Genomic DNA, 17,650 nt, shown 5'->3' with positions numbered 1-17,650 from the left:
GTTCGCTTTTTGTCAGATACGACGTTTCCGCTGTGAAACGTCAGCCCGTGTTCCGGATTGCTCCAGGCTTGTGGTGCCTAGCATGGCGGAGCACGGCGGCGCCGCGGGCCATCACGACGCTGGGGCATGGTCGAAATGTGGGCGATTCGGCGCACGCGCCGAGGCAAATGGCGGATAGACGCGATGGCTCCCGCGTGCGCATGGAACGCCCTCTCGTTCTTTTGGCGTAAGAGAGCGCTGGTGGAGCACGCCTGCATTGGGTTGCTAGGATGAAACTGCTCGCAAATCAGATATAAGTATCATTTACAACATGTGCCTTGGGCATTGGGATGTCGACAATGACGACGAAGCGCGTTGTGGAGCGGACTACCGGCGCCCAGGCGTGAGCGGAAAGGGCTTGACGGCGTAGATTTTCAGTCTCCTGAAAGGAAACTGAGGCAGAATTCTATTTTTCGCCGACTGTGCTGCCCGCTGTGACCCAGCGGGCAGACGACCCACCACCCCGTTAGAGGATCTGAGAGAAGCAATGAGTACCCAGCAACCCACCATCATCTACACGCTGACCGACGAAGCCCCGCTGCTGGCGACCAGTGCGTTCCTCCCGATCATCCAGACCTTCACCAAGCCGGCCGGCATCAACGTGACCACCAGCGATATCTCGGTGGCGGGCCGTATCCTGGGCGAGTTCCCCGAATTCCTGACCGAGGCCCAGCGCGTGCCGGACAACCTGGCCGAGCTGGGCAAGCTGACGCAGCTGCCCGACACCAACATCATCAAGCTGCCGAACATCTCGGCCTCGGTGCACCAGCTGGTCAGCGCCATCCGCGAACTGCAAGGCAAGGGCTACAAGGTGCCCGACTATCCGGAAGATCCCAAGACCGACGAAGAGAAGGCGATCCAGAAGCGCTATTCCAAGTGCCTGGGCTCGGCGGTGAACCCGGTCCTGCGCGAAGGCAATTCCGACCGCCGCGCCCCGGCCGCGGTCAAGAACTACGCGCGCAAGCACCCGCACAGCATGGGCGAGTGGAGCATGGCCTCGCGCACGCACGTGGCGCACATGAAGCACGGCGACTTCTACCACGGCGAAAAGTCGCTGACGCTGGACCGCGCGCGCGACGTCAAGATGGAGCTGATCACCAAGAGCGGCAAGACCATCGTGCTCAAGCCCAAGGTGTCGCTGCAGGATGGCGAGATCATCGACAGCATGTTCATGAGCAAGAAGGCCCTGTGCGCCTTCTATGAAGAGCAGTTCGAAGACGCGCGCAAGACCGGCGTGATGCTGTCGCTGCACGTCAAGGCGACCATGATGAAGGTGTCGCACCCGATCGTGTTCGGCCACGCCGTCAAGATCTTCTACAAGGAAGCCTTCGCCAAGCACGGCGCGCTGTTCGACGAGCTGGGCGTCAACGTCAACAACGGCCTGGTCAACCTGTACGAGAAGATCGAGTCGCTGCCCAGCTCCAAGCGCGAAGAGATCATCCGCGACCTGCACGCCTGCCACGAGCATCGCCCGGAACTGGCGATGGTGGACTCGGCCAAGGGCATCTCCAACCTGCACGCACCCAACGACGTGATCGTCGATGCCTCGATGCCGGCCATGATCCGCATCGGCGGCAAGATGTGGGGCGCCGACGGCCGTCCGAAGGACACCAAGGCGGTGATCCCGGAAAGCACCTTCGCCCGGATCTACCAGGAAATCATCAACTTCTGCAAGACCAACGGCAACTTCGACCCGACCTCCATGGGCACCGTGCCCAACGTCGGCCTGATGGCGCAGAAGGCCGAGGAATACGGCTCGCACGACAAGACCTTCGAGATCGCCGAAGACGGCGTCGCCAACATCGTCGACCTGGCCACCGGTGAAGTGCTGCTGACGCAGAACGTCGAGCAGGGCGACATCTGGCGCATGTGCCAGGTCAAGGATGCGCCGATCCGCGACTGGGTCAAGCTGGCCGTCACGCGCGCGCGCAATTCGGGCATGCCGGCGGTGTTCTGGCTGGACCCGTACCGTCCGCACGAGGCCGAGCTGATCAAGAAGGTAGAAACGTACCTGAAGGACCACGACACCAGCGGCCTCGACATCCAGATCATGTCGCAGGTGCGCGCGATGCGTTATACGCTGGAACGCGTGATCCGCGGCCTGGACACCATCTCGGTGACCGGCAACATCCTGCGCGACTACCTGACCGACCTGTTCCCGATCATGGAGCTGGGCACCAGCGCCAAGATGCTGTCGATCGTGCCGCTGATGGCCGGCGGCGGCATGTATGAAACCGGCGCGGGCGGCTCGGCGCCCAAGCACGTCAAGCAGCTGGTGGAAGAAAACCACCTGCGCTGGGATTCGCTGGGCGAGTTCCTGGCGCTGGCGGTGTCGCTGGAAGACGTCGGCATCAAGACCGGCAATGCCCGTGCCAAGATCCTGGCCAAGACGCTGGATGCCGCCACCGGCAAGCTGCTCGACAACAACAAGAGCCCGTCGCCCAAGACCGGCGAGCTGGACAACCGCGGCAGCCAGTTCTACCTGGCGATGTACTGGGCCCAGGAACTGGCCGCGCAGTCGGACGACGCGGAACTGGCCGCCAGGTTCGCGCCGCTGGCCAAGACCCTGACCGACAACGAGCAGAAGATCGTTGGCGAGCTCGCCGCGGTGCAGGGCCAGCCGGTGGACATCGGCGGTTACTACCAGCCGGACGCCGCCAAGCTCAGCGCCGCGATGCGCCCGAGCCAGACGCTGAACGCCGCGCTGGCCTCGGTCGCAGCCTGATTGCGCCCGGCCCACGCGGTGGGCCGGCTGCTGGCAAGAGCCCCGGACTTCGGTCCGGGGTTTTTTCATGGCGGCGCAGGTTCGCCTATTGCGGCGGCGTTGGCGCGGGCAGGTCCCAGCCTTGTTCCGGACCGCTCTTCTGGTCGCGGTAGGTCCACAGGGCACCGCAATCCTGGCAGACGAAGCTGCTGATGGTGACGGCCGCCGAGCGCGGCGGCTTGATGCGGCGGGTGTCGGTGATGCGCAGTGCGGCGTGCCCGGGGGCGCCGCGCACATGGCGTTCAATGGCCTGGCAGGCAGTGCAGAGTGTCATCCGTGGTGTTCCCTTCGATGGGCCACTGTAGCATGCATGCCGCATGCAGGACGCGAAGACCCGCAAGCCGCACTTTGCGCACGATTCCGCGGCGATCCGGAGAAGTTCGTTGACTTGGCAGGGGGTGACCTGTATAAGGGTGGATGCAGGATCTTTCAAGCAGCAACCTCGAAGTCCAGGTGCTTGCCCGTACGGCGCCACTTTTTCTCCTTGTGTCTTCCTTGATCGTCATGCCTTGCCGGCGCTTTTACCGGTGAGAACAAACTTATTGAGGAATCCAACATGGAAACCGGTACCGTCAAGTGGTTCAACGATTCGAAGGGTTTTGGCTTCATTACGCCTGATGCAGGCGGCAACGACCTGTTCGCGCACTTCTCCGAAATCCAGGGCAGCGGCTTCAAGTCGCTGGCAGAAGGCCAGAAGGTGCGTTACGTCGCCGGCGTCGGCCAGAAGGGCCCGGCCGCGACCAAGATCGAGCCGATCTGAATTGCACCGCACCCATTAAGCTGAGCGCCACGGCGCCAGTTCGATGAGAAAAAGCTCCGCCACGGCGGAGCTTTTTTTGTTTTGGCCGGCATGCTGCCCGCCGATGACGAAATAAAGCCACTGCGCGGCCGTCAACAGGCGTAGAGTGGGGGCAAGACCACCATCTCCGGCGGAGACTGCCATGGATATCTATCCAGCTGCGACATACAAGGGGTATGACCTCTACCCGCTGGTGTACAAGCACACCATCACGCGCGTATGGCCGGAACCGCGACCCGATCGCTCGTTCGATGCGGCGGTGGTGATCTGCCTCGAGGGCGAGTCGCCGGAGGGCGCGCAGGCGCGCACGTTCCGCCTGGAAGCCACGCCGTGGGACAACGTCGGCGGTGCACGCCGTGGTGCGCTGCGCTATGCCGAGGCCATCATCAACGGCGCGGTGCCAGGGCTTTCGGTGGCATCGACCGGTTTGCCGGCGTCCTGATCCAACCTGGGCGCCGGTCCTGGATGTCTTCCCCATCAACGCGGCACGATGCCGCATGGAGCCGTCGTGAGCGACAGCAGTCCCAGCCGCAGTCCCGGCAACAATGTTCCCGGCAGCACGCCCTTTGCCAGCTACAAGGGTTTTGACCTGTACCCCCTGGTTTACCGCCACCGGCCTCAGCAGGCGTGGCCGCGCACCAAGCCCGACAACAGTTTCCTGGCTTCCATCGTGATTTGTCGCGAGGGCTATCGCCCTGGCGAAGACCATGCGCGCGTGTTCCCCGTCGGCCAGTCGCGCTGGGAGAACATCGGCTCGGCGCGCCGCGGCGCGCTGCAGTTCGGCGAAGACATCATCAACGGGCTGGTTGCCGGCGAATCGGTGGCGTCGCTGTAGGCGTTGCCCCAGGCGTTATCCGTCAGACTGCAAGGAGTCCTTTCATGGACATGCGTACGGGATCATCCGGTTTTCTGTGCACGTTGCCCGGCGAGGGCAAAGGCATCACCTATCACGTGGCGGTCTGCTTCATCGATGCCGAGCATCCTACCGGCGTGCTGTTCACCAGCTTCGTGGGGGTGGGGCGGCGCTCGTTCGGCGTGCTGACCGACCCTGCCGCATTGCAGGGCCAGCTTGCCACCAGCGGCGAGGCGTTGTGCCGCCTGGCCATCGGCCAGGTGGTGCGCGACCAGCTGCATGACAAGGCGCGCGAGGGCGACTACGTGCTGGACCTGGCCGCCGCCCCCTGGGACGGTGAGTTGCGCTCGGTCGGCGCCGGGCTCAGGACGGCCCGGCCGCATGTGCGCGTGCTGGGCTGAGGTGCCGGCGTGCCCGCGGCACCGCGGGTGCTAGTGCACGGGCACGCAGCGCGTCGCGCACAGCTCGTGGGGCACTGCAATCAGATCTGGAACACGGGGTCGCCGTGGCGCTCCAGCAGCGCTTCGATCAGCGCCATGTCGGTGATCTCCGGGGTGCGGTCTTCCACTGCGCGCGAGGGCCCGCAATAGGTGGCCGTCACGTGGCGCCTGACCGTCAGCACGCCCGCCGCCGGCGGCGCGATCTCCACGGCTTGCCACGGCGCATGCCGGTAGCTGCCGGCTTGCCAGCCTTCAGGCGTCAGATGCAGGGCTTCCCATTCTTCGATGACGGACATGATCGGTTCTCCTTGATTGAGGGATAAGGCGTTGAGGGATGGCATGCGCCGCTGCGGCGCATGCCATGGCGCAGGGCGCGTCCGGCTACGACTTGTGCCGGTAGTTGATGCGTCCCTTGGTCAGGTCGTAGGGCGACATTTCCAGCGTGACGCGATCACCCGCCAGCACGCGGATGCGGTTCTTCTTCAGTCGACCGGACGAATACGCCCAGACTTCAAAGCCGTTTTCCAGGATCACGCGAAAGCGGTTGTCGGGCAGCACTTCCGACACCTTGCCGCCAAATTCGACCAGTTCTTCTTTTGCCAAGGGAACTCCTTGCTGTAGCCGCGCAGCTTGTGCGCGGGCTTGGGGTGGCGGCCAGCCGCTGACGGCGGACCGAGGGGAGGGGGCTGACTGCGGCCTGACTGCGGCCTGCCGCGGCTTACTGCTGGCGCAGCCGGGCTGCGGCATGTTCGCCCGCGCGGCGGGCAGCCTGCCTGGCGCGGGCTTCGGAGCGGTGGGTGTCGTGGCGCATGGCCACGTTGGCCACGATGCGTTCGGCGCCATTGCGGTATTCCGCAATCATGTAGGTCGCGAACCAGACGCCGGGTTCCTGCTGAATCGGGTAGACGGAAACGGTATAAGAGCTGTGTTGGATAGGGTTGACTCGATTCAATGTGTTGCCTGTTCATGGGCGCGGCCGTGGGCGGCGCGGGGCATCGGCATGCCGATGCGGCGCGTGGCGCGGTGGCGGCCGTCAGCCGTTGCGGTGTGCCAGCATCTGGCCCGGGCGACAGCACGGGCGTTGCATCTGGCGTGAAATGGACCATGCCTGCGCAAGCCGATACGCCGGCGTACCAGGGTGCAGGGATGCAGCGGTACGGGTGATCGTTGCGGAGCGGACCAGCCGCTGGTCGGAAAAGGGTGATGGGCCGTCCGGCCCGAAGACGCGCCGGGGATCGATGGATCGGTCCGGGTTTGCGCCTGATATGCCGCTGCTGAAGTGCTTCCAGTGGACAGAGGACTGCGGCAGATGCGCAGCAGTCGGGCGTTGCCGGTCTGGTCTGCACATAGGATCCCGGATGATACCACTTCCGCGCCAGGCCTGCTCGTGTGACGGGCGATACCTGTGGCGCGCCTGCGCTGCATCGCTCAGGATTCGTCGATCTGCGCAAAACGCTGCGACAGGAACTCGATCAGTTCGCGCACTGACGGCAGCAGCCCGCGCCTTGACGGAAACACGGCGTGAATCACGCCGCCCTTGACCGACCATTCCGGCAGCACCTTCACCAGACGGCCATCGCGCAACTCCTCGGTCATCATCATCACCGGCAATTGCACGATGCCGGCACCGGCCACCGCCGCCGTGCGCAGCATGATCATGTCGTCGGTGACCAGCCGCGGCTTGTGGTGCAGGTCGGCGCTGGCGCCGCCGGGTCCGTACAGCGACCAGGTGTGCGAGGGGCGGGGCGGGCCCAGGTCGAGCGTGGGCAGGGCGTTCAGGTCCGCCGGCGCCAGCAGCGGTCCGTGATTGGCCAGCAGCGCCGGGCTGGCGACAAAGCACCACGCGCGCTGGGCCAGCTTCCGCATCACCAGGTCGCTGTCTTCCAGCGGCGGCACGCGCACCCGCACGGCCAGGTCGATGCCCTCGGCGACCACGTCGACGCGCCGGTTGGTGGCCTCCAGGTGCACGATGACCTTGGGATTGGCCGCCATGAAGTCGGCCACCATCTCGCCAACGCGCGCATGCAGCAGGGCTACGGGACAAGTCATGCGCACCAGGCCGCTGGGCTCGGCGCGGCTTTGCTCGATCGCGCTCTCGGCGGCCTCGGCCTCGACCAGCATGGCCTTGCAGTGGGCGTAATAGGTCTGTCCCAGTTCGGTTACGGAGAAGCGCCGCGTCGAGCGCTGGATCAGGCGCACGCCCAGGCGCTCTTCCAGCAATGCCACGCGCCGGCTGAGCTTGGACTTGGGAATGCCCAGCACGCGGCCGGCCGGGGCGAAGCCCTGGTGGTCGACCACCAGCGCGAAGTAGTACAGGTCATTGAGGTCCGGATGCAACGGCGGCTCCTGTCGTCCTGCCAGTAGGACGCTGAGGGCAGATTTTGTTGTCTACCGGTGGGATTTGCCAAGTCCTATGCTTTCGCAACACGGTCGGTTCCGGATGGTCCGGTCCGCCGGTTTTGCCAACCGCATAGGAGAATGCCAAATGACCACACCCGCCAATTTCAACGGCAAGCGTCCGGCCATCGATCCCGCCGATACGGCAATGCTGCTGATCGACCACCAGAGTGGCCTGTTCCAGACCGTGGGCGACATGCCGATGCCCGAACTGCGCCTGCGCGCAGCCGCACTGGCCAGGATGGCGACGCTGTGCAAGCTGCCCGTGATCACCACCGCATCGGTGCCGCAAGGCCCCAACGGCCCGCTGATCCCCGAGATCCACGAGAACGCCCCGCATGCCAAATACGTCGCCCGCAAAGGCGAGATCAATGCCTGGGACAACCCTGACTTTGTCGCCGCCGTGCGCGAGACTGGCAAGAAGACCCTGATCATCGCCGGCACCATCACCAGCGTATGCATGGCGTTCCCGTCGATCAGCGCGGTCGCCGACGGCTACAAGGTGTTCGCGGTGGTCGACGCCTCGGGCACCTATTCCAAGATGGCGCAGGAAATCACCCTGGCGCGCATCGTCCAGGCCGGCGTGGTGCCGATGGACACCGCCGCGGTGGCTTCGGAGCTGCAGCAGAGCTGGAACCGCCCGGACGCGCAGCAATGGGCCGAGGTCTACACCAAGATCTTCCCCGCCTACCAGCTGCTGATCGAAAGCTACATGAAGGCGCAGGAAGTCGAGAAGAAGCACGAGGTGCTGGACTCCCAGCGTTAAGTTCCTGACGCTAGGCACTGCTGCAGGTGGAAACATAGCGGGCGCGGCAAGGGATCCCTTGCCGCGCCCGCAACGTTTCCACCGGAGCAATTGCCCTCAGGCTTCGCGCACAACCGCGCGCACCGGCGCCGCTGCGGCTTCGGCCTGCGCCGAGGCCGAGCGCCGGTGGTTGATCATCGACACCGCCCCCACCGCGATGACCGCCGGAATCGCCATCGCCATGAAGTTCTGCTGCAGCGGCATCGACATTCCCACCAGCACGCCAATCACGATCGGCGCCAGGATGGCACCGCTGCGCCCCACGCCCGAAGCCCAGCCGATGCCGGTGCCGCGCACCGCCATCGGGTAGAACTGGCCCGCGTAGGCATAGGTAACGATCTGCGTGCCGATGGTGGAGGCGCCCGCCAGGCCCACTACCACGAACAGCGCGGCGCTGGGCATCGGATAGCCCAGCAGCGTGATCGACACCGCCGCGAGCGTGTACATGCCGATCAGCACATGCTTGATCGGCAGGCGATCGGCCAGCCAGCCGCCGCCGATGGCGCCCAGCATCGCGCCGAAGTTCAGCACCAGCACGAAGGTCAGCGCCGAGCCCAGGCTGTAGCCCGCGCCCGCCATCAGCTTGGTCAGCCACGAGCTGAGCGCGTACACCATGAACAGGCACATGAAGAACGCGACCCAGAACATCACCGTGCTGACGCCGCGGCCGTCCTGGAACAGGCGGCGGATGGGCGCGCTTGCGGCGGCGCCGGCCGCACCCTCGTCCGCGGGCAGGACAAAGACATCGCCGGCCTGCGGGCGATGCGAGGGCGCCAGCCGCGATACCACCGACTGCAGCGCGGCGGTCTGGCCGGTGCGGAGCAGGTAGGGCATCGACTCCGGCAGCGCGCGCAGCACCAGCGGGATCAGCACCACCGGCAGGCCGGCGGCGAGGAACACCGACTGCCAGCCGTAGCTTTCGATCAGTCCCTTGCCCAGCAGGGCGGCCAGCATGCCGCCGACCGAATAGCCGCTGAACATCAGCGTCACCAGCGTGCCGCGCAGCTTGCGCGGCGAGTACTCGGTCATCTGCGCCACCACGTTGGGCATGACCCCGCCGATGCCCAGCCCCGCCAGGAAGCGCGTCACGCTGAAGCTGACCGGATCGCTGGTCAGGCCCGCCGCCGCGGTGAACACGCTGAACAGCGCCACGCAGATGGCGATGGCGTGCCGGCGCCCGATGCGGTCGGCCACGGTGCCGAGAAAGATCGCGCCGAACATCATGCCGAACAGCGCCGAGCTGACCATGAAGCCTGCGCTGGTGGCGGTCACGCCCATCTCCTTCATGATCGACGGTAGCGCGATGCCGGCCACGGCGAGGTCATAGCCGTCGAAGATGATGATCAGCGCGCACCAGAACAGGATGAGCGCATGGAAGCGGTTGAAGCGGGCCGTGTCGGCCAGCTGGTGGACATCGATCTGACGCATGGTTTGTCTCCGGATGGTTGGGGTGGCGGCAGGGCGGCGTTGCCGCTCACGCCACCGCGGCGGCACGCTCTGCGGCGGCCTGCAGTTCTCGTTCGCGCAACAGGAAGCGCTGGATCTTGCCGGTGGCGGTCTTGGGCAGCGCCTCGACGAAGGCGATCGCGCGCGGGTACTTGAAGGCGGCCAGCCGGTTTTTGACGAAGGCCTTCAGTTCGTCCTCGCCCAGCTGCGCGCCGGCCTTCAGCACCACGAAGGCCTTGGTCTTGAGCAGCCCGTCGTGGTCGGGCACGCCGACCACGGCGGCTTCGAGCACCGCGGGGTGCTGCACCAGCGTGGCCTCGACCTCGAACGGCGACACGTAGATGCCGCTGACCTTGAGCATGTCGTCGCTGCGCCCGGCGTAGCTGTAAGTGCCGTCGGCGTTGCGCACGTACTTGTCGCCGCTCTTGGTCCAGCCGCCGCGGAAGGTCTCGCGCGACTTCTCGCGGTTGGCCCAGTACATCATCGCGGCGCTGGGGCCCTGGATATACAGGTCGCCGATCTCGCCGTCGGGCACCGCGCGGCCGTCCTCGTCGCGCAGCTCGATGGTGTAGCCCGGCACCGGCCAGCCGGTAGTGCCGTAGCGCACCTGGCCGGGACGATTGGACAGGAAGATGTGCAGCATCTCGGTGGAGCCGATGCCGTCGATGATCTCGCAGCCGAAATGCGAGGTGAAACGCTCACCGATCTCCGCCGGCAGCGCTTCGCCGGCCGACGAGCACAGCCGCAGCGCCACCTCGGCGCGAGCCGGCAGCGCCGGCGACGCGAGCAGGCCGGCATAGCCGGTCGGCGCGCCGAAGAACACCGTCGGCTGGTGCTTCAGCCAGCGGCGGAAGGTGGCATCGGGCGTGGGCCGCTCGGCCATCAGCACCACCGTGGCGCCGACGCTGAGCGGAAAGCTCAGGCCGTTGCCGAGCCCGTAGGCGAAATACAGCTTGGCCGCGGAGAAGCACACATCCTGCTCGTTCAGGCCCAGCACCGGCCCGGCGTAGAGGGCCGCAGTCCAGTAGGGGTTGCCGTGGCTGTGCACCACGCCCTTGGGCTGGCCGGTCGAGCCCGACGAGTAGAGCCAGAAGCCGGGATCGTCGCAACCGGTGGCGGCGGGCGCCGGCAGCGGAGCCTGCGCGGCCAGCGCCGTTTCCAGCGCCGCCACGCCATCGGGCAATGCTTCTTGCGCACGCGACACCAGCACCTGCCGCACCTCATGCCCGGGTCGCGCCAGCGCTTCCTGCAGTACCGGCAGCAGCGCGGCCGATACCAGCACCGCCTGGGCGCGGCTGTGCTGCAGCATGTAGGCGTAGTCGTCGGCGGTCAGCAAGGTGTTGACGGCAACGGGGACGATGCCGGCGTACATCGCGCCGAGAAAGCACACTGGCCAGTCGGTGCAGTCGTGCATCAGCAGCAGCACGCGCTCTTCGCGGCGGATGCCGGCGCCGAGCAGCGCCGCGGCCAGGCGCCGCACCCGCTGGTCGAGTTCGCCATAAGTGAGCTGGCCGTCGTCGTCGACATAGGCCACCTTGCCGGCGCGCGCGAGATTGCAGTCGAGCAGGTGCGCGGCAAAGTTGAAGGGGGTGCCGGGTGGCCGGACCGGTGGCGCTGCGGGCGTGGCGTTCATGGGTTGTCTCCCCTGTTGCTGGTGTACGGTGTGCCGCGCGCCGCCATGCGGATGTGGCGGCGCGGGAAAGCGGTGGGCCGGATGGCTCAGCCCAAGGTGCCGAGCACCGCGGTGCTGGCCTGGATCGCGCTGCGGCGGTGATAGAAGTGCAGGGCGCGCAGGCCGCCCAGCTCTTCGCCGCCGCCGGCGCGGCCCGGGCCGCCGTGCAGCGATTGCGGCATCACGTTGCCGTGGCCGGTGTGCAGCTGCGCCACGTCGAGCGAAATCACATGCACGCGGCCATGGCTGTCTGCCAGCTCCAGCGCGGCGGCGCCGAGCGCGGCCGCGTCGCTGCCATAGAGCGAGGCCACCAGCGAGCCCTGGCCGCGGCGCACCAGGTCGAGGGCATGGGCCGTATCCCGGTAGGGCAGCAGCGTGGCGACCGGGCCGAACACTTCGGTGTCATGCACCGCGGCGGCCGCGTCGGCATCGGTCACGCCCAGCAGCGTCGGGCCAAGGCAGCACGCCACCGCCGGGTCGGCATCGACCAGCGGCTGGCGCGCGCCGTCATGCAGCACTTGCGCGTGCGCGCGCAAACCGGACAGCCCCGCTTGCACGGCGTCGAACTGCGCGCGGCTGACCAGTGCGCCCATGCGCACCGAGTCGTGGCGCGGGTTGCCCACGGTCACCTTGGACAGCCGCGCGCCGATGGCCTCGGCGGCCTCGGCGTACAGCGCCTCGGGCACGAATATGCGCCGGATCGCGGTGCATTTCTGGCCGGACTTGACCGTCATCTCGCGCACCACTTCCTTTGCCAGCAGGTCGAAGGCGGCACTGCCGGCGCCGTCCTGTGGCAGCAGCACGGCGGAATTGATGCTGTCCGCTTCGATGTTCACGCGCACCGAGCGCCGGGCGATCGCCGCATGCGAGCGGATCACCGCCGCGGTGTCGGCCGAACCGGTGAACGACACCACGTCGAACGGCCGCAGCGCGTCCAGCAGGCCCGCGGCGCTGCCGCACACCACCGACAGCGCGCCGGCCGGCAGGATGCCGGCCTCGACCACGTCGCGCACCATGCGCTGGGTCAGCCAGGCCGTCGCGGTGGCGGGTTTGACGATCACCGGCACGCCCGCCAGCAGCGCCGGCGCGGCCTTCTCCCACAGGCCCCAGGCCGGGAAATTGAAGGCATTGATAAACAGCGCCACCCCGCGCGTGGGCACCAGCACATGCTGCGACTGGAACAGCGGATCCTTGCCCAGCCGCACCGCTTCGCCGTCGGGCAGGTAATGGCGGTCGCCAAGCGCGTCGCCCAACCTGGCGTAAGTGCCCAGGGTGAAGATGCCGCCGTCGATGTCGACCGCGGAATCGTTGCGCACGGTGCCGCTGTTGGCGGTGGCGATGTCGTAATAGGCATCGCGATTGGCCTGCAGCACCTTCACCACCTCGCCCAGCAGCGCCGCGCGTTGCCGGTAGGTCAGCGCGCGTAACGCGGCGCCGCCTTGCTCGCGGGCGAACGCGAAGCCGGCTGCAAGGTCCAGGCCGGCGGCGTCGACGCGCACCAGTTCGTTGCCGAGCACCGGATCGAACAGCGGGGAGCCGGCGCCGCCGCCGCGTTGCCAGGTGCCGCCGAGGTAATTGGAGAGCAGTTCAGTCATGGGGAGGCCTCAGCGCGTAAAGTCGATGCGGCCTTGCGGCAGCAGGTACAGCACCAGCGCGCGGCCGTTGCTGACGGTGGGGCGATGGGCGCTGCCCGGCGGGCACACCAGCCAGCCGGCGGGGCGGCCGTCGAAGCGCGCGTCGCCGTCGAGCGGCATGATCAGGTCGATCTCGCCTTCGGGATGGCTGTGGTGCGGGCCGGCAATGTCCTGCATGTCGACCACGTCGACCGAAAATCCGTGCAGGTCGTCTGCGGGCCTGAAGATGCGGCCATAGCGGATGCCGCCGCCTTCGCGGTCGCACAGCCAACCATCGGCGACACCAGCCTGGCATGACGCCATCAGTTGCTGGTAAGTGGGGCTGCCCGCGCCGTGCTCGGCGTTAAGCCAGTCATCGAGCGCGGCATCGAGCGGGCGGCCGGCCAGTTGCGCGGTGAGCCGGGCAATCTGGCTGCGAAATTCAGTGGGGGTCATAGGAAGGGGGCTCCGTCTGATGCGCCGGTTGCCTTCACCGACGTCATGCATTATTGTGCATGTATGAAAAATAGAGCCGCAGGGAAATCATGTCAAGCACTATATTGCATGAATCTGGGTTAACCCCCGAGGCGGAACTGCAGCATGGTTCAAGCGGCGCGGCCGCCAACGGGCCGGAAAAGAACCCCTTCCTGGTGTCGCTGGGCGAGCGCGTACGAGCGCAGCGAGCGTGCCGCGGCCTGACCCGCAAGGCCGCCGCGCAGGCAGCCGGCGTCTCCGAGCGTCACCTCGCCAACCTGGAATACGGCAGCGGCAACGCCTCCATCCTGGTGCTGCAGCACGTGGCCGAGGCGCTGCAGTGCACGCTGGCCGGGCTGCTGGGCGACGTCACCACCTCGTCGCCGGAATGGATCCTGTTGCGCGAGCTGCTGGAGCACCGTGACGAAGCCACGCTGCGCCGCGTGCGCATTGCCGTGGGCGAGATGCTGGGCACCGGCGGCGAGAACTCGGCCCAGGCCGCGCGCAGTCCGCGCGTGGCGCTGATCGGGCTGCGCGGCGCGGGCAAGACCACGCTGGGCGGGATGCTGGCCGAGGACCTGGATTTCCCGTTCGTCGAGCTGAGTCGCGAGATCGAGAAATTCGCCGGCTGCAGCATTTCCGAGATCCAGGGCCTGTACGGCATGAACGCCTATCGCCGCTACGAGCGGCGCGCGCTGGAGGAGGCCATCCAGATCTATCCCGAGGCCGTGATCGCCACGCCGGGCGGCCTGGTGTCTGACCCGGCCACCTTCAACCTGCTGCTGGCCCACTGCACCACGGTGTGGCTGCAGGCCGAGCCGGAAGACCATATGGAGCGGGTGCGGGCGCAGGGCGACTTCCGCCCCATGGCCGCCAGCAAGGAGGCCATGGAAGACCTGCGCCAGATCCTGGCCGGCCGCGCCGCCTTTTACTCCAAGGCGGAGTTCTCGCTGGACACCAGCGCGCAGCCGCTTGACGCCACCTTTGCCGGCCTGCGGGGGCTGGTGCGGGAGGCGTTGCGCATGCCGGTGTGACGGCGCTGCCCCTGCAAGCCGAACTGGAGGGCACTCCCGGTCACGCCCCCTGAAATCTGCACAATAGTGCTTGCCGAGGATCTGTTTGATGAACTATAGTTCGTTCAAGCCAGATACCCGTTGATGCACGATAGTGCAGTTTCGCAGAGGAGACCCCGCCGTGACCACCGCCCCCCGCGTCGACTACCAGACCGATCCTTCCCACTACAAGCACCTGAAGCTGGCATTCGACGGTCCCGTCGCCACGCTGGCGGTGGACATCGACGAGAACGCCGGACTGCGCCCCGGCTACAAGCTCAAGCTCAACAGCTACGACCTCGGCGTCGACATCGAACTGAACGACGCGCTCAACCGGGTCCGCTTCGAGCATCCGGAAGTGCGCACCGTGGTCATCACCAGCGGCAAGGACAAGGTGTTCTGCTCCGGGGCCAATATCTTTATGCTCGGCGTCAGCAGCCATGCGTGGAAGGTCAACTTCTGCAAGTTCACCAACGAGACCCGCAACGGCATCGAGGATTCCTCGGCGCACAGCGGCCTCAAGTTCCTGGCCGCGGTCAACGGCGCCTGCGCCGGCGGCGGCTATGAACTGGCGCTGGCGTGCGACGAGATCCTGCTGGTCGACGACCGCTCGTCGGCGGTGAGCCTGCCGGAAGTGCCGCTGCTGGGCGTGCTGCCGGGCACCGGCGGCCTGACCCGCGTCACCGACAAGCGCCATGTGCGCCATGACCTTGCGGATATCTTCTGCACCACCACCGAAGGTGTGCGCGGCCAGCGCGCCAAGGACTGGCGCCTGGTCGACGATATCGCCAAGCCCGCGGTGTTTGCGCAGAAGGTGCGGGAACGCGCGCTGGCGCTGGCCGCGCAGAGCGATCGCCCGGCCGATGCGCAGGGCGTCGCGCTCGCGCCGATCGAGCGCGTGATCGAAGCGGATGCGCTGCGCTATGCGCACGTCACGGTCGAGATCGACCGGGCCGGCCGCACCGCCACCTTTACGGTGAAGGCACCGACCGGCGCGCAGCCGCAGGACATCGACGCGATCATGCAGGCCGGCGCCGGCTGGTATCCGCTGCAGCTGGCGCGCGAACTGGAAGACGCGATCCTGTCGATGCGCACCAACGAGCTGGATATCGGCACCTGGCTGATCAAGACCAGCGGCGACGCCGCCGCGGTGCTGGGCACCGACGCCACGCTGCTAGCCCACCAGGACCACTGGCTGGTGCGCGAGACCATCGGCCTGCTGCGCCGCACGCTGAGCCGGCTGGACGTGTCGTCGCGCAGCCTGTTCGCGCTGATCGAGCCGGATTCGTGCTTTGCCGGCACCTTCCTGGAGTTGGCGCTGGCGTGCGACCGCAGCTACCACCTGGCGCTGCCTGACGACGAGGCGCGCGCGCCGAAGATCACCGTGGCGGACGTCAACTTCGGCCTGTACCCGATGGCCACCGGCCAGAGCCGCCTGGGACGCCGCTTCTACGACGAACAGCCCGCGCTCGATGCCGTGCGCGCCAGGGCAGGGCAGCCGCTCGATGCCGACGCCGCCTGGGCGCTGGGCCTGGTCACCGCCAACCCGGACGACATCGACTGGACCGATGAAGTCCGCATCGCGTTGGAAGAGCGCGTGGCGATGTCGCCCGATGCGCTCACCGGCATGGAAGCCAACCTGCGCTTCAACGGCCAGGAAAACATGTTCACCCGCATCTTCGGCCGCCTGACCGCGTGGCAGAACTGGATCTTCCAGCGCCCCAACGCCGTCGGCGACAGGGGTGCGCTCAAGGTCTACGGCAAGGGCGACAAGGCTGCCTTCGACTGGAACCGCGTCTGATCCAGCACCTAACGACAACCGAATCGTCCTCCCAGGAGACCACCATGTCCGGCATCAACTACAGCGACAAGATCCCCAACAACGTCAACCTCAGCGAAGACCGCACCCTGCAGCGCGCGCTCGAGCAATGGCAGCCCAACTACCTGAGCTGGTGGAACGACATGGGCCCGGAGGGCTCGCACAGCCATGACATCTACCTGCGCACCGCGATCAGCGTCGATCCGCAGGGCTGGGCCCACTTCGGCCACGTCAAGATGCCGGACTACCGCTGGGGCATCTTCCTGAACCCCGCCGAGGCCAACCGCAAGATCCACTTCGGCGACCACAAGGGCGAGGACGCGTGGCAGGACATTCCCGGGGAATATCGCGCCAACCTGCGCCGCATCATCGTGACGCAGGGCGATACCGAGCCCGCGTCGGTCGAGCAGCAGCGCCACCTTGGCCTGACCGCGCCCAGCATGTACGACCTGCGCAACCTGTTCCAGGTAAACGTGGAAGAGGGCCGCCACCTGTGGGCCATGGTCTACCTGCTGCACAAGTACTTCGGCCGCGACGGCCGGGAAGAGGGCGAAGCACTGCTGGAGCGCCGCAGCGGCCAGCAGGACAACCCGCGCATCCTGCAGGCGTTCAACGAGCAGACGCCCGACTGGCTGTCGTTCTTCATGTTCACCTACTTCACCGACCGCGACGGCAAGTTCCAGCTGTGCGCGCTGGCCGAGAGCGCGTTCGACCCGCTGGCACGGACCACCAAATTCATGCTGACCGAGGAAGCGCACCACATGTTCGTCGGCGAATCGGGCGTGTCGCGCGTGATCCAGCGCACCTGCCAGGTGATGAACGAGCTGAAGACTGACGATCCGGCGAAGCTGCGCGCGGCCGGCGTGATCGACCTGCCGACCATCCAGCGCTACCTGAACTTCCACTACAGCGTCACCATCGACCTGTTCGGCGCGGATGAGTCGAGCAACGCCGCCACCTTCTACAGCACCGGCCTGAAGGGCCGCTACGAAGAAGGCAAGCGCATGGACGACCACGTGCTCAAGGGCCAGACCTACCGCATCCTGCAGGCGCAGAACGGCCAGCTGACCGAGAAGGAAGTGCCGATGCTCAACGCGCTCAACGAAGTCCTGCGCGATGACTACATCAAGGACAGCATGGCCGGCGTCGAGCGCTGGAACAAGGTGATCGAGAAGGCCGGGATCCCGTTCCGCCTGAAGGTGCCGCACAAGGCGTTCCACCGCAACATCGGCGCGCTCGCCGGCGTGAAGGTATCGCCGGACGGCCGCGTGATTTCCGACGCCGAATGGCGCGACTTCCGCGACCAGTGGCTGCCCACCGAAGGCGACCGCGCCTTCGTCGCCAGCCTGATGGGCCGCGTGGTCGAGCCCGGCAAGTTCGCCAACTGGATCGCGCCGCCGGTGATGGGCATCAACCGCCAGCCGGTGGATTTCGAGTACGTGCGGTTTAACTGATCGACATGGCTGCTTCCGTGCCG

The 17,650-nt window shown here is 66.8% G+C and carries 19 protein-coding genes; 9 read left to right on the top strand and 10 right to left on the bottom strand.

Annotated features, from left to right (window positions below; translation table 11 throughout):
* Positions 1-526: 526 nt before the first annotated feature.
* Positions 527-2,764: an NADP-dependent isocitrate dehydrogenase gene (locus tag GA0116996_RS10295; protein WP_092310292.1), complete on the top strand. Its 2,238-nt coding sequence runs from the start codon at positions 527-529 to the stop codon at positions 2,762-2,764.
* 85 nt (positions 2,765-2,849) lie between these two features.
* Here GA0116996_RS10295 and GA0116996_RS10290 read toward each other — a convergent pair whose 3' ends face one another.
* On the bottom strand, positions 2,850-3,077 hold the full coding sequence (locus GA0116996_RS10290; protein ID WP_092310289.1) for a hypothetical protein: 228 nt from the start codon (positions 3,075-3,077) through the stop codon (positions 2,850-2,852).
* A gap of 282 nt (positions 3,078-3,359) precedes the next feature.
* Between GA0116996_RS10290 and GA0116996_RS10285 the strand changes: the two genes are divergently transcribed.
* On the top strand, positions 3,360-3,563 hold the full coding sequence (locus GA0116996_RS10285; protein ID WP_012356438.1) for a cold-shock protein: 204 nt from the start codon (positions 3,360-3,362) through the stop codon (positions 3,561-3,563).
* A gap of 15 nt (positions 3,564-3,578) precedes the next feature.
* On the opposite strand, the gene GA0116996_RS28255 is transcribed toward GA0116996_RS10285, so the two are convergent.
* Entirely contained in the window at positions 3,579-3,746 is a 168-nt protein-coding gene (locus GA0116996_RS28255; protein ID WP_167355491.1) for a hypothetical protein, read from the bottom strand.
* Between GA0116996_RS28255 and GA0116996_RS10280 the strand changes: the two genes are divergently transcribed.
* From GA0116996_RS10280 to GA0116996_RS10270, 3 genes are all read left to right on the top strand, one after another.
* Complete coding sequence (locus GA0116996_RS10280) at positions 3,745-4,044, top strand: hypothetical protein (RefSeq protein ID WP_092310285.1); 300 nt, start codon at positions 3,745-3,747, stop codon at positions 4,042-4,044. The genes GA0116996_RS28255 and GA0116996_RS10280 overlap by 2 nt on opposite strands.
* A gap of 66 nt (positions 4,045-4,110) precedes the next feature.
* The gene (locus tag GA0116996_RS10275) at positions 4,111-4,437 is read left to right on the top strand and encodes a hypothetical protein (protein ID WP_092311195.1); all 327 of its coding nucleotides are present in this window, start codon (positions 4,111-4,113) and stop codon (positions 4,435-4,437) included.
* A gap of 44 nt (positions 4,438-4,481) precedes the next feature.
* On the top strand, positions 4,482-4,856 hold the full coding sequence (locus GA0116996_RS10270; RefSeq protein ID WP_092310282.1) for a hypothetical protein: 375 nt from the start codon (positions 4,482-4,484) through the stop codon (positions 4,854-4,856).
* A gap of 80 nt (positions 4,857-4,936) precedes the next feature.
* Here the strand turns inward: GA0116996_RS10270 and GA0116996_RS10265 are convergent, their stop codons facing one another.
* The 4 genes from GA0116996_RS10265 to GA0116996_RS10250 all read right to left on the bottom strand — a co-directional run bounded on the left by GA0116996_RS10265 (position 4,937) and on the right by GA0116996_RS10250 (position 7,232).
* Complete coding sequence (locus tag GA0116996_RS10265; RefSeq protein WP_092310279.1) at positions 4,937-5,191, bottom strand: translation initiation factor 1; 255 nt, start codon at positions 5,189-5,191, stop codon at positions 4,937-4,939.
* Positions 5,192-5,276: 85 nt separating this feature from the next.
* Positions 5,277-5,498: a translation initiation factor IF-1 gene (infA, locus tag GA0116996_RS10260; protein ID WP_008646230.1), complete on the bottom strand. Its 222-nt coding sequence runs from the start codon at positions 5,496-5,498 to the stop codon at positions 5,277-5,279.
* 115 nt (positions 5,499-5,613) lie between these two features.
* Positions 5,614-5,847 carry an isochorismatase gene (locus GA0116996_RS28570; protein ID WP_092310276.1) on the bottom strand — a complete coding sequence of 78 codons (234 nt, stop codon included), beginning with the start codon at positions 5,845-5,847 and terminating at the stop codon, positions 5,614-5,616.
* 476 nt (positions 5,848-6,323) lie between these two features.
* Complete coding sequence (locus GA0116996_RS10250; RefSeq protein WP_092310273.1) at positions 6,324-7,232, bottom strand: LysR family transcriptional regulator; 909 nt, start codon at positions 7,230-7,232, stop codon at positions 6,324-6,326.
* 148 nt (positions 7,233-7,380) lie between these two features.
* Here GA0116996_RS10250 and GA0116996_RS10245 point away from each other — a divergent pair, with 148 nt between their 5' ends.
* Positions 7,381-8,058, top strand: a complete 678-nt coding sequence (locus GA0116996_RS10245) for an isochorismatase family protein (protein ID WP_092310271.1) — start codon at positions 7,381-7,383, stop codon at positions 8,056-8,058.
* 96 nt (positions 8,059-8,154) lie between these two features.
* Here GA0116996_RS10245 and GA0116996_RS10240 read toward each other — a convergent pair whose 3' ends face one another.
* From GA0116996_RS10240 to GA0116996_RS10225, 4 genes are all read right to left on the bottom strand, one after another.
* The gene (locus tag GA0116996_RS10240) at positions 8,155-9,525 is read right to left on the bottom strand and encodes an MFS transporter (protein WP_092310268.1); all 1,371 of its coding nucleotides are present in this window, start codon (positions 9,523-9,525) and stop codon (positions 8,155-8,157) included.
* A gap of 46 nt (positions 9,526-9,571) precedes the next feature.
* The gene (locus GA0116996_RS10235) at positions 9,572-11,176 is read right to left on the bottom strand and encodes a benzoate-CoA ligase family protein (RefSeq protein WP_092310265.1); all 1,605 of its coding nucleotides are present in this window, start codon (positions 11,174-11,176) and stop codon (positions 9,572-9,574) included.
* A gap of 86 nt (positions 11,177-11,262) precedes the next feature.
* A complete protein-coding gene (locus GA0116996_RS10230; RefSeq protein WP_092310262.1) occupies positions 11,263-12,810 on the bottom strand; it encodes a 3,4-dehydroadipyl-CoA semialdehyde dehydrogenase in 1,548 nt (515 codons plus the stop codon).
* A gap of 9 nt (positions 12,811-12,819) precedes the next feature.
* Positions 12,820-13,284, bottom strand: a complete 465-nt coding sequence (locus GA0116996_RS10225; protein WP_092310259.1) for a DUF4863 family protein — start codon at positions 13,282-13,284, stop codon at positions 12,820-12,822.
* 89 nt (positions 13,285-13,373) lie between these two features.
* Between GA0116996_RS10225 and GA0116996_RS10220 the strand changes: the two genes are divergently transcribed.
* The 3 genes from GA0116996_RS10220 to boxB all read left to right on the top strand — a co-directional run bounded on the left by GA0116996_RS10220 (position 13,374) and on the right by boxB (position 17,627).
* Entirely contained in the window at positions 13,374-14,336 is a 963-nt protein-coding gene (locus GA0116996_RS10220; RefSeq protein ID WP_092310256.1) for a helix-turn-helix transcriptional regulator, read from the top strand.
* Positions 14,337-14,496: 160 nt separating this feature from the next.
* A complete protein-coding gene (gene boxC / locus GA0116996_RS10215) occupies positions 14,497-16,155 on the top strand; it encodes a 2,3-epoxybenzoyl-CoA dihydrolase (protein ID WP_092310253.1) in 1,659 nt (552 codons plus the stop codon).
* A 44-nt stretch (positions 16,156-16,199) separates the two neighbouring features.
* Positions 16,200-17,627, top strand: coding sequence for a benzoyl-CoA 2,3-epoxidase subunit BoxB (gene boxB / locus GA0116996_RS10210; protein ID WP_092310250.1), 1,428 nt, complete (start codon positions 16,200-16,202; stop codon positions 17,625-17,627).
* Positions 17,628-17,650 lie beyond the last annotated feature (23 nt).

This window comes from Cupriavidus alkaliphilus (assembly GCF_900094595.1).
GTDB lineage: Bacteria > Pseudomonadota > Gammaproteobacteria > Burkholderiales > Burkholderiaceae > Cupriavidus > Cupriavidus alkaliphilus.
The sequence above is the reverse complement of the archived record's forward strand: the minus strand, read 5'-3'. Positions and strand labels throughout refer to the sequence as shown.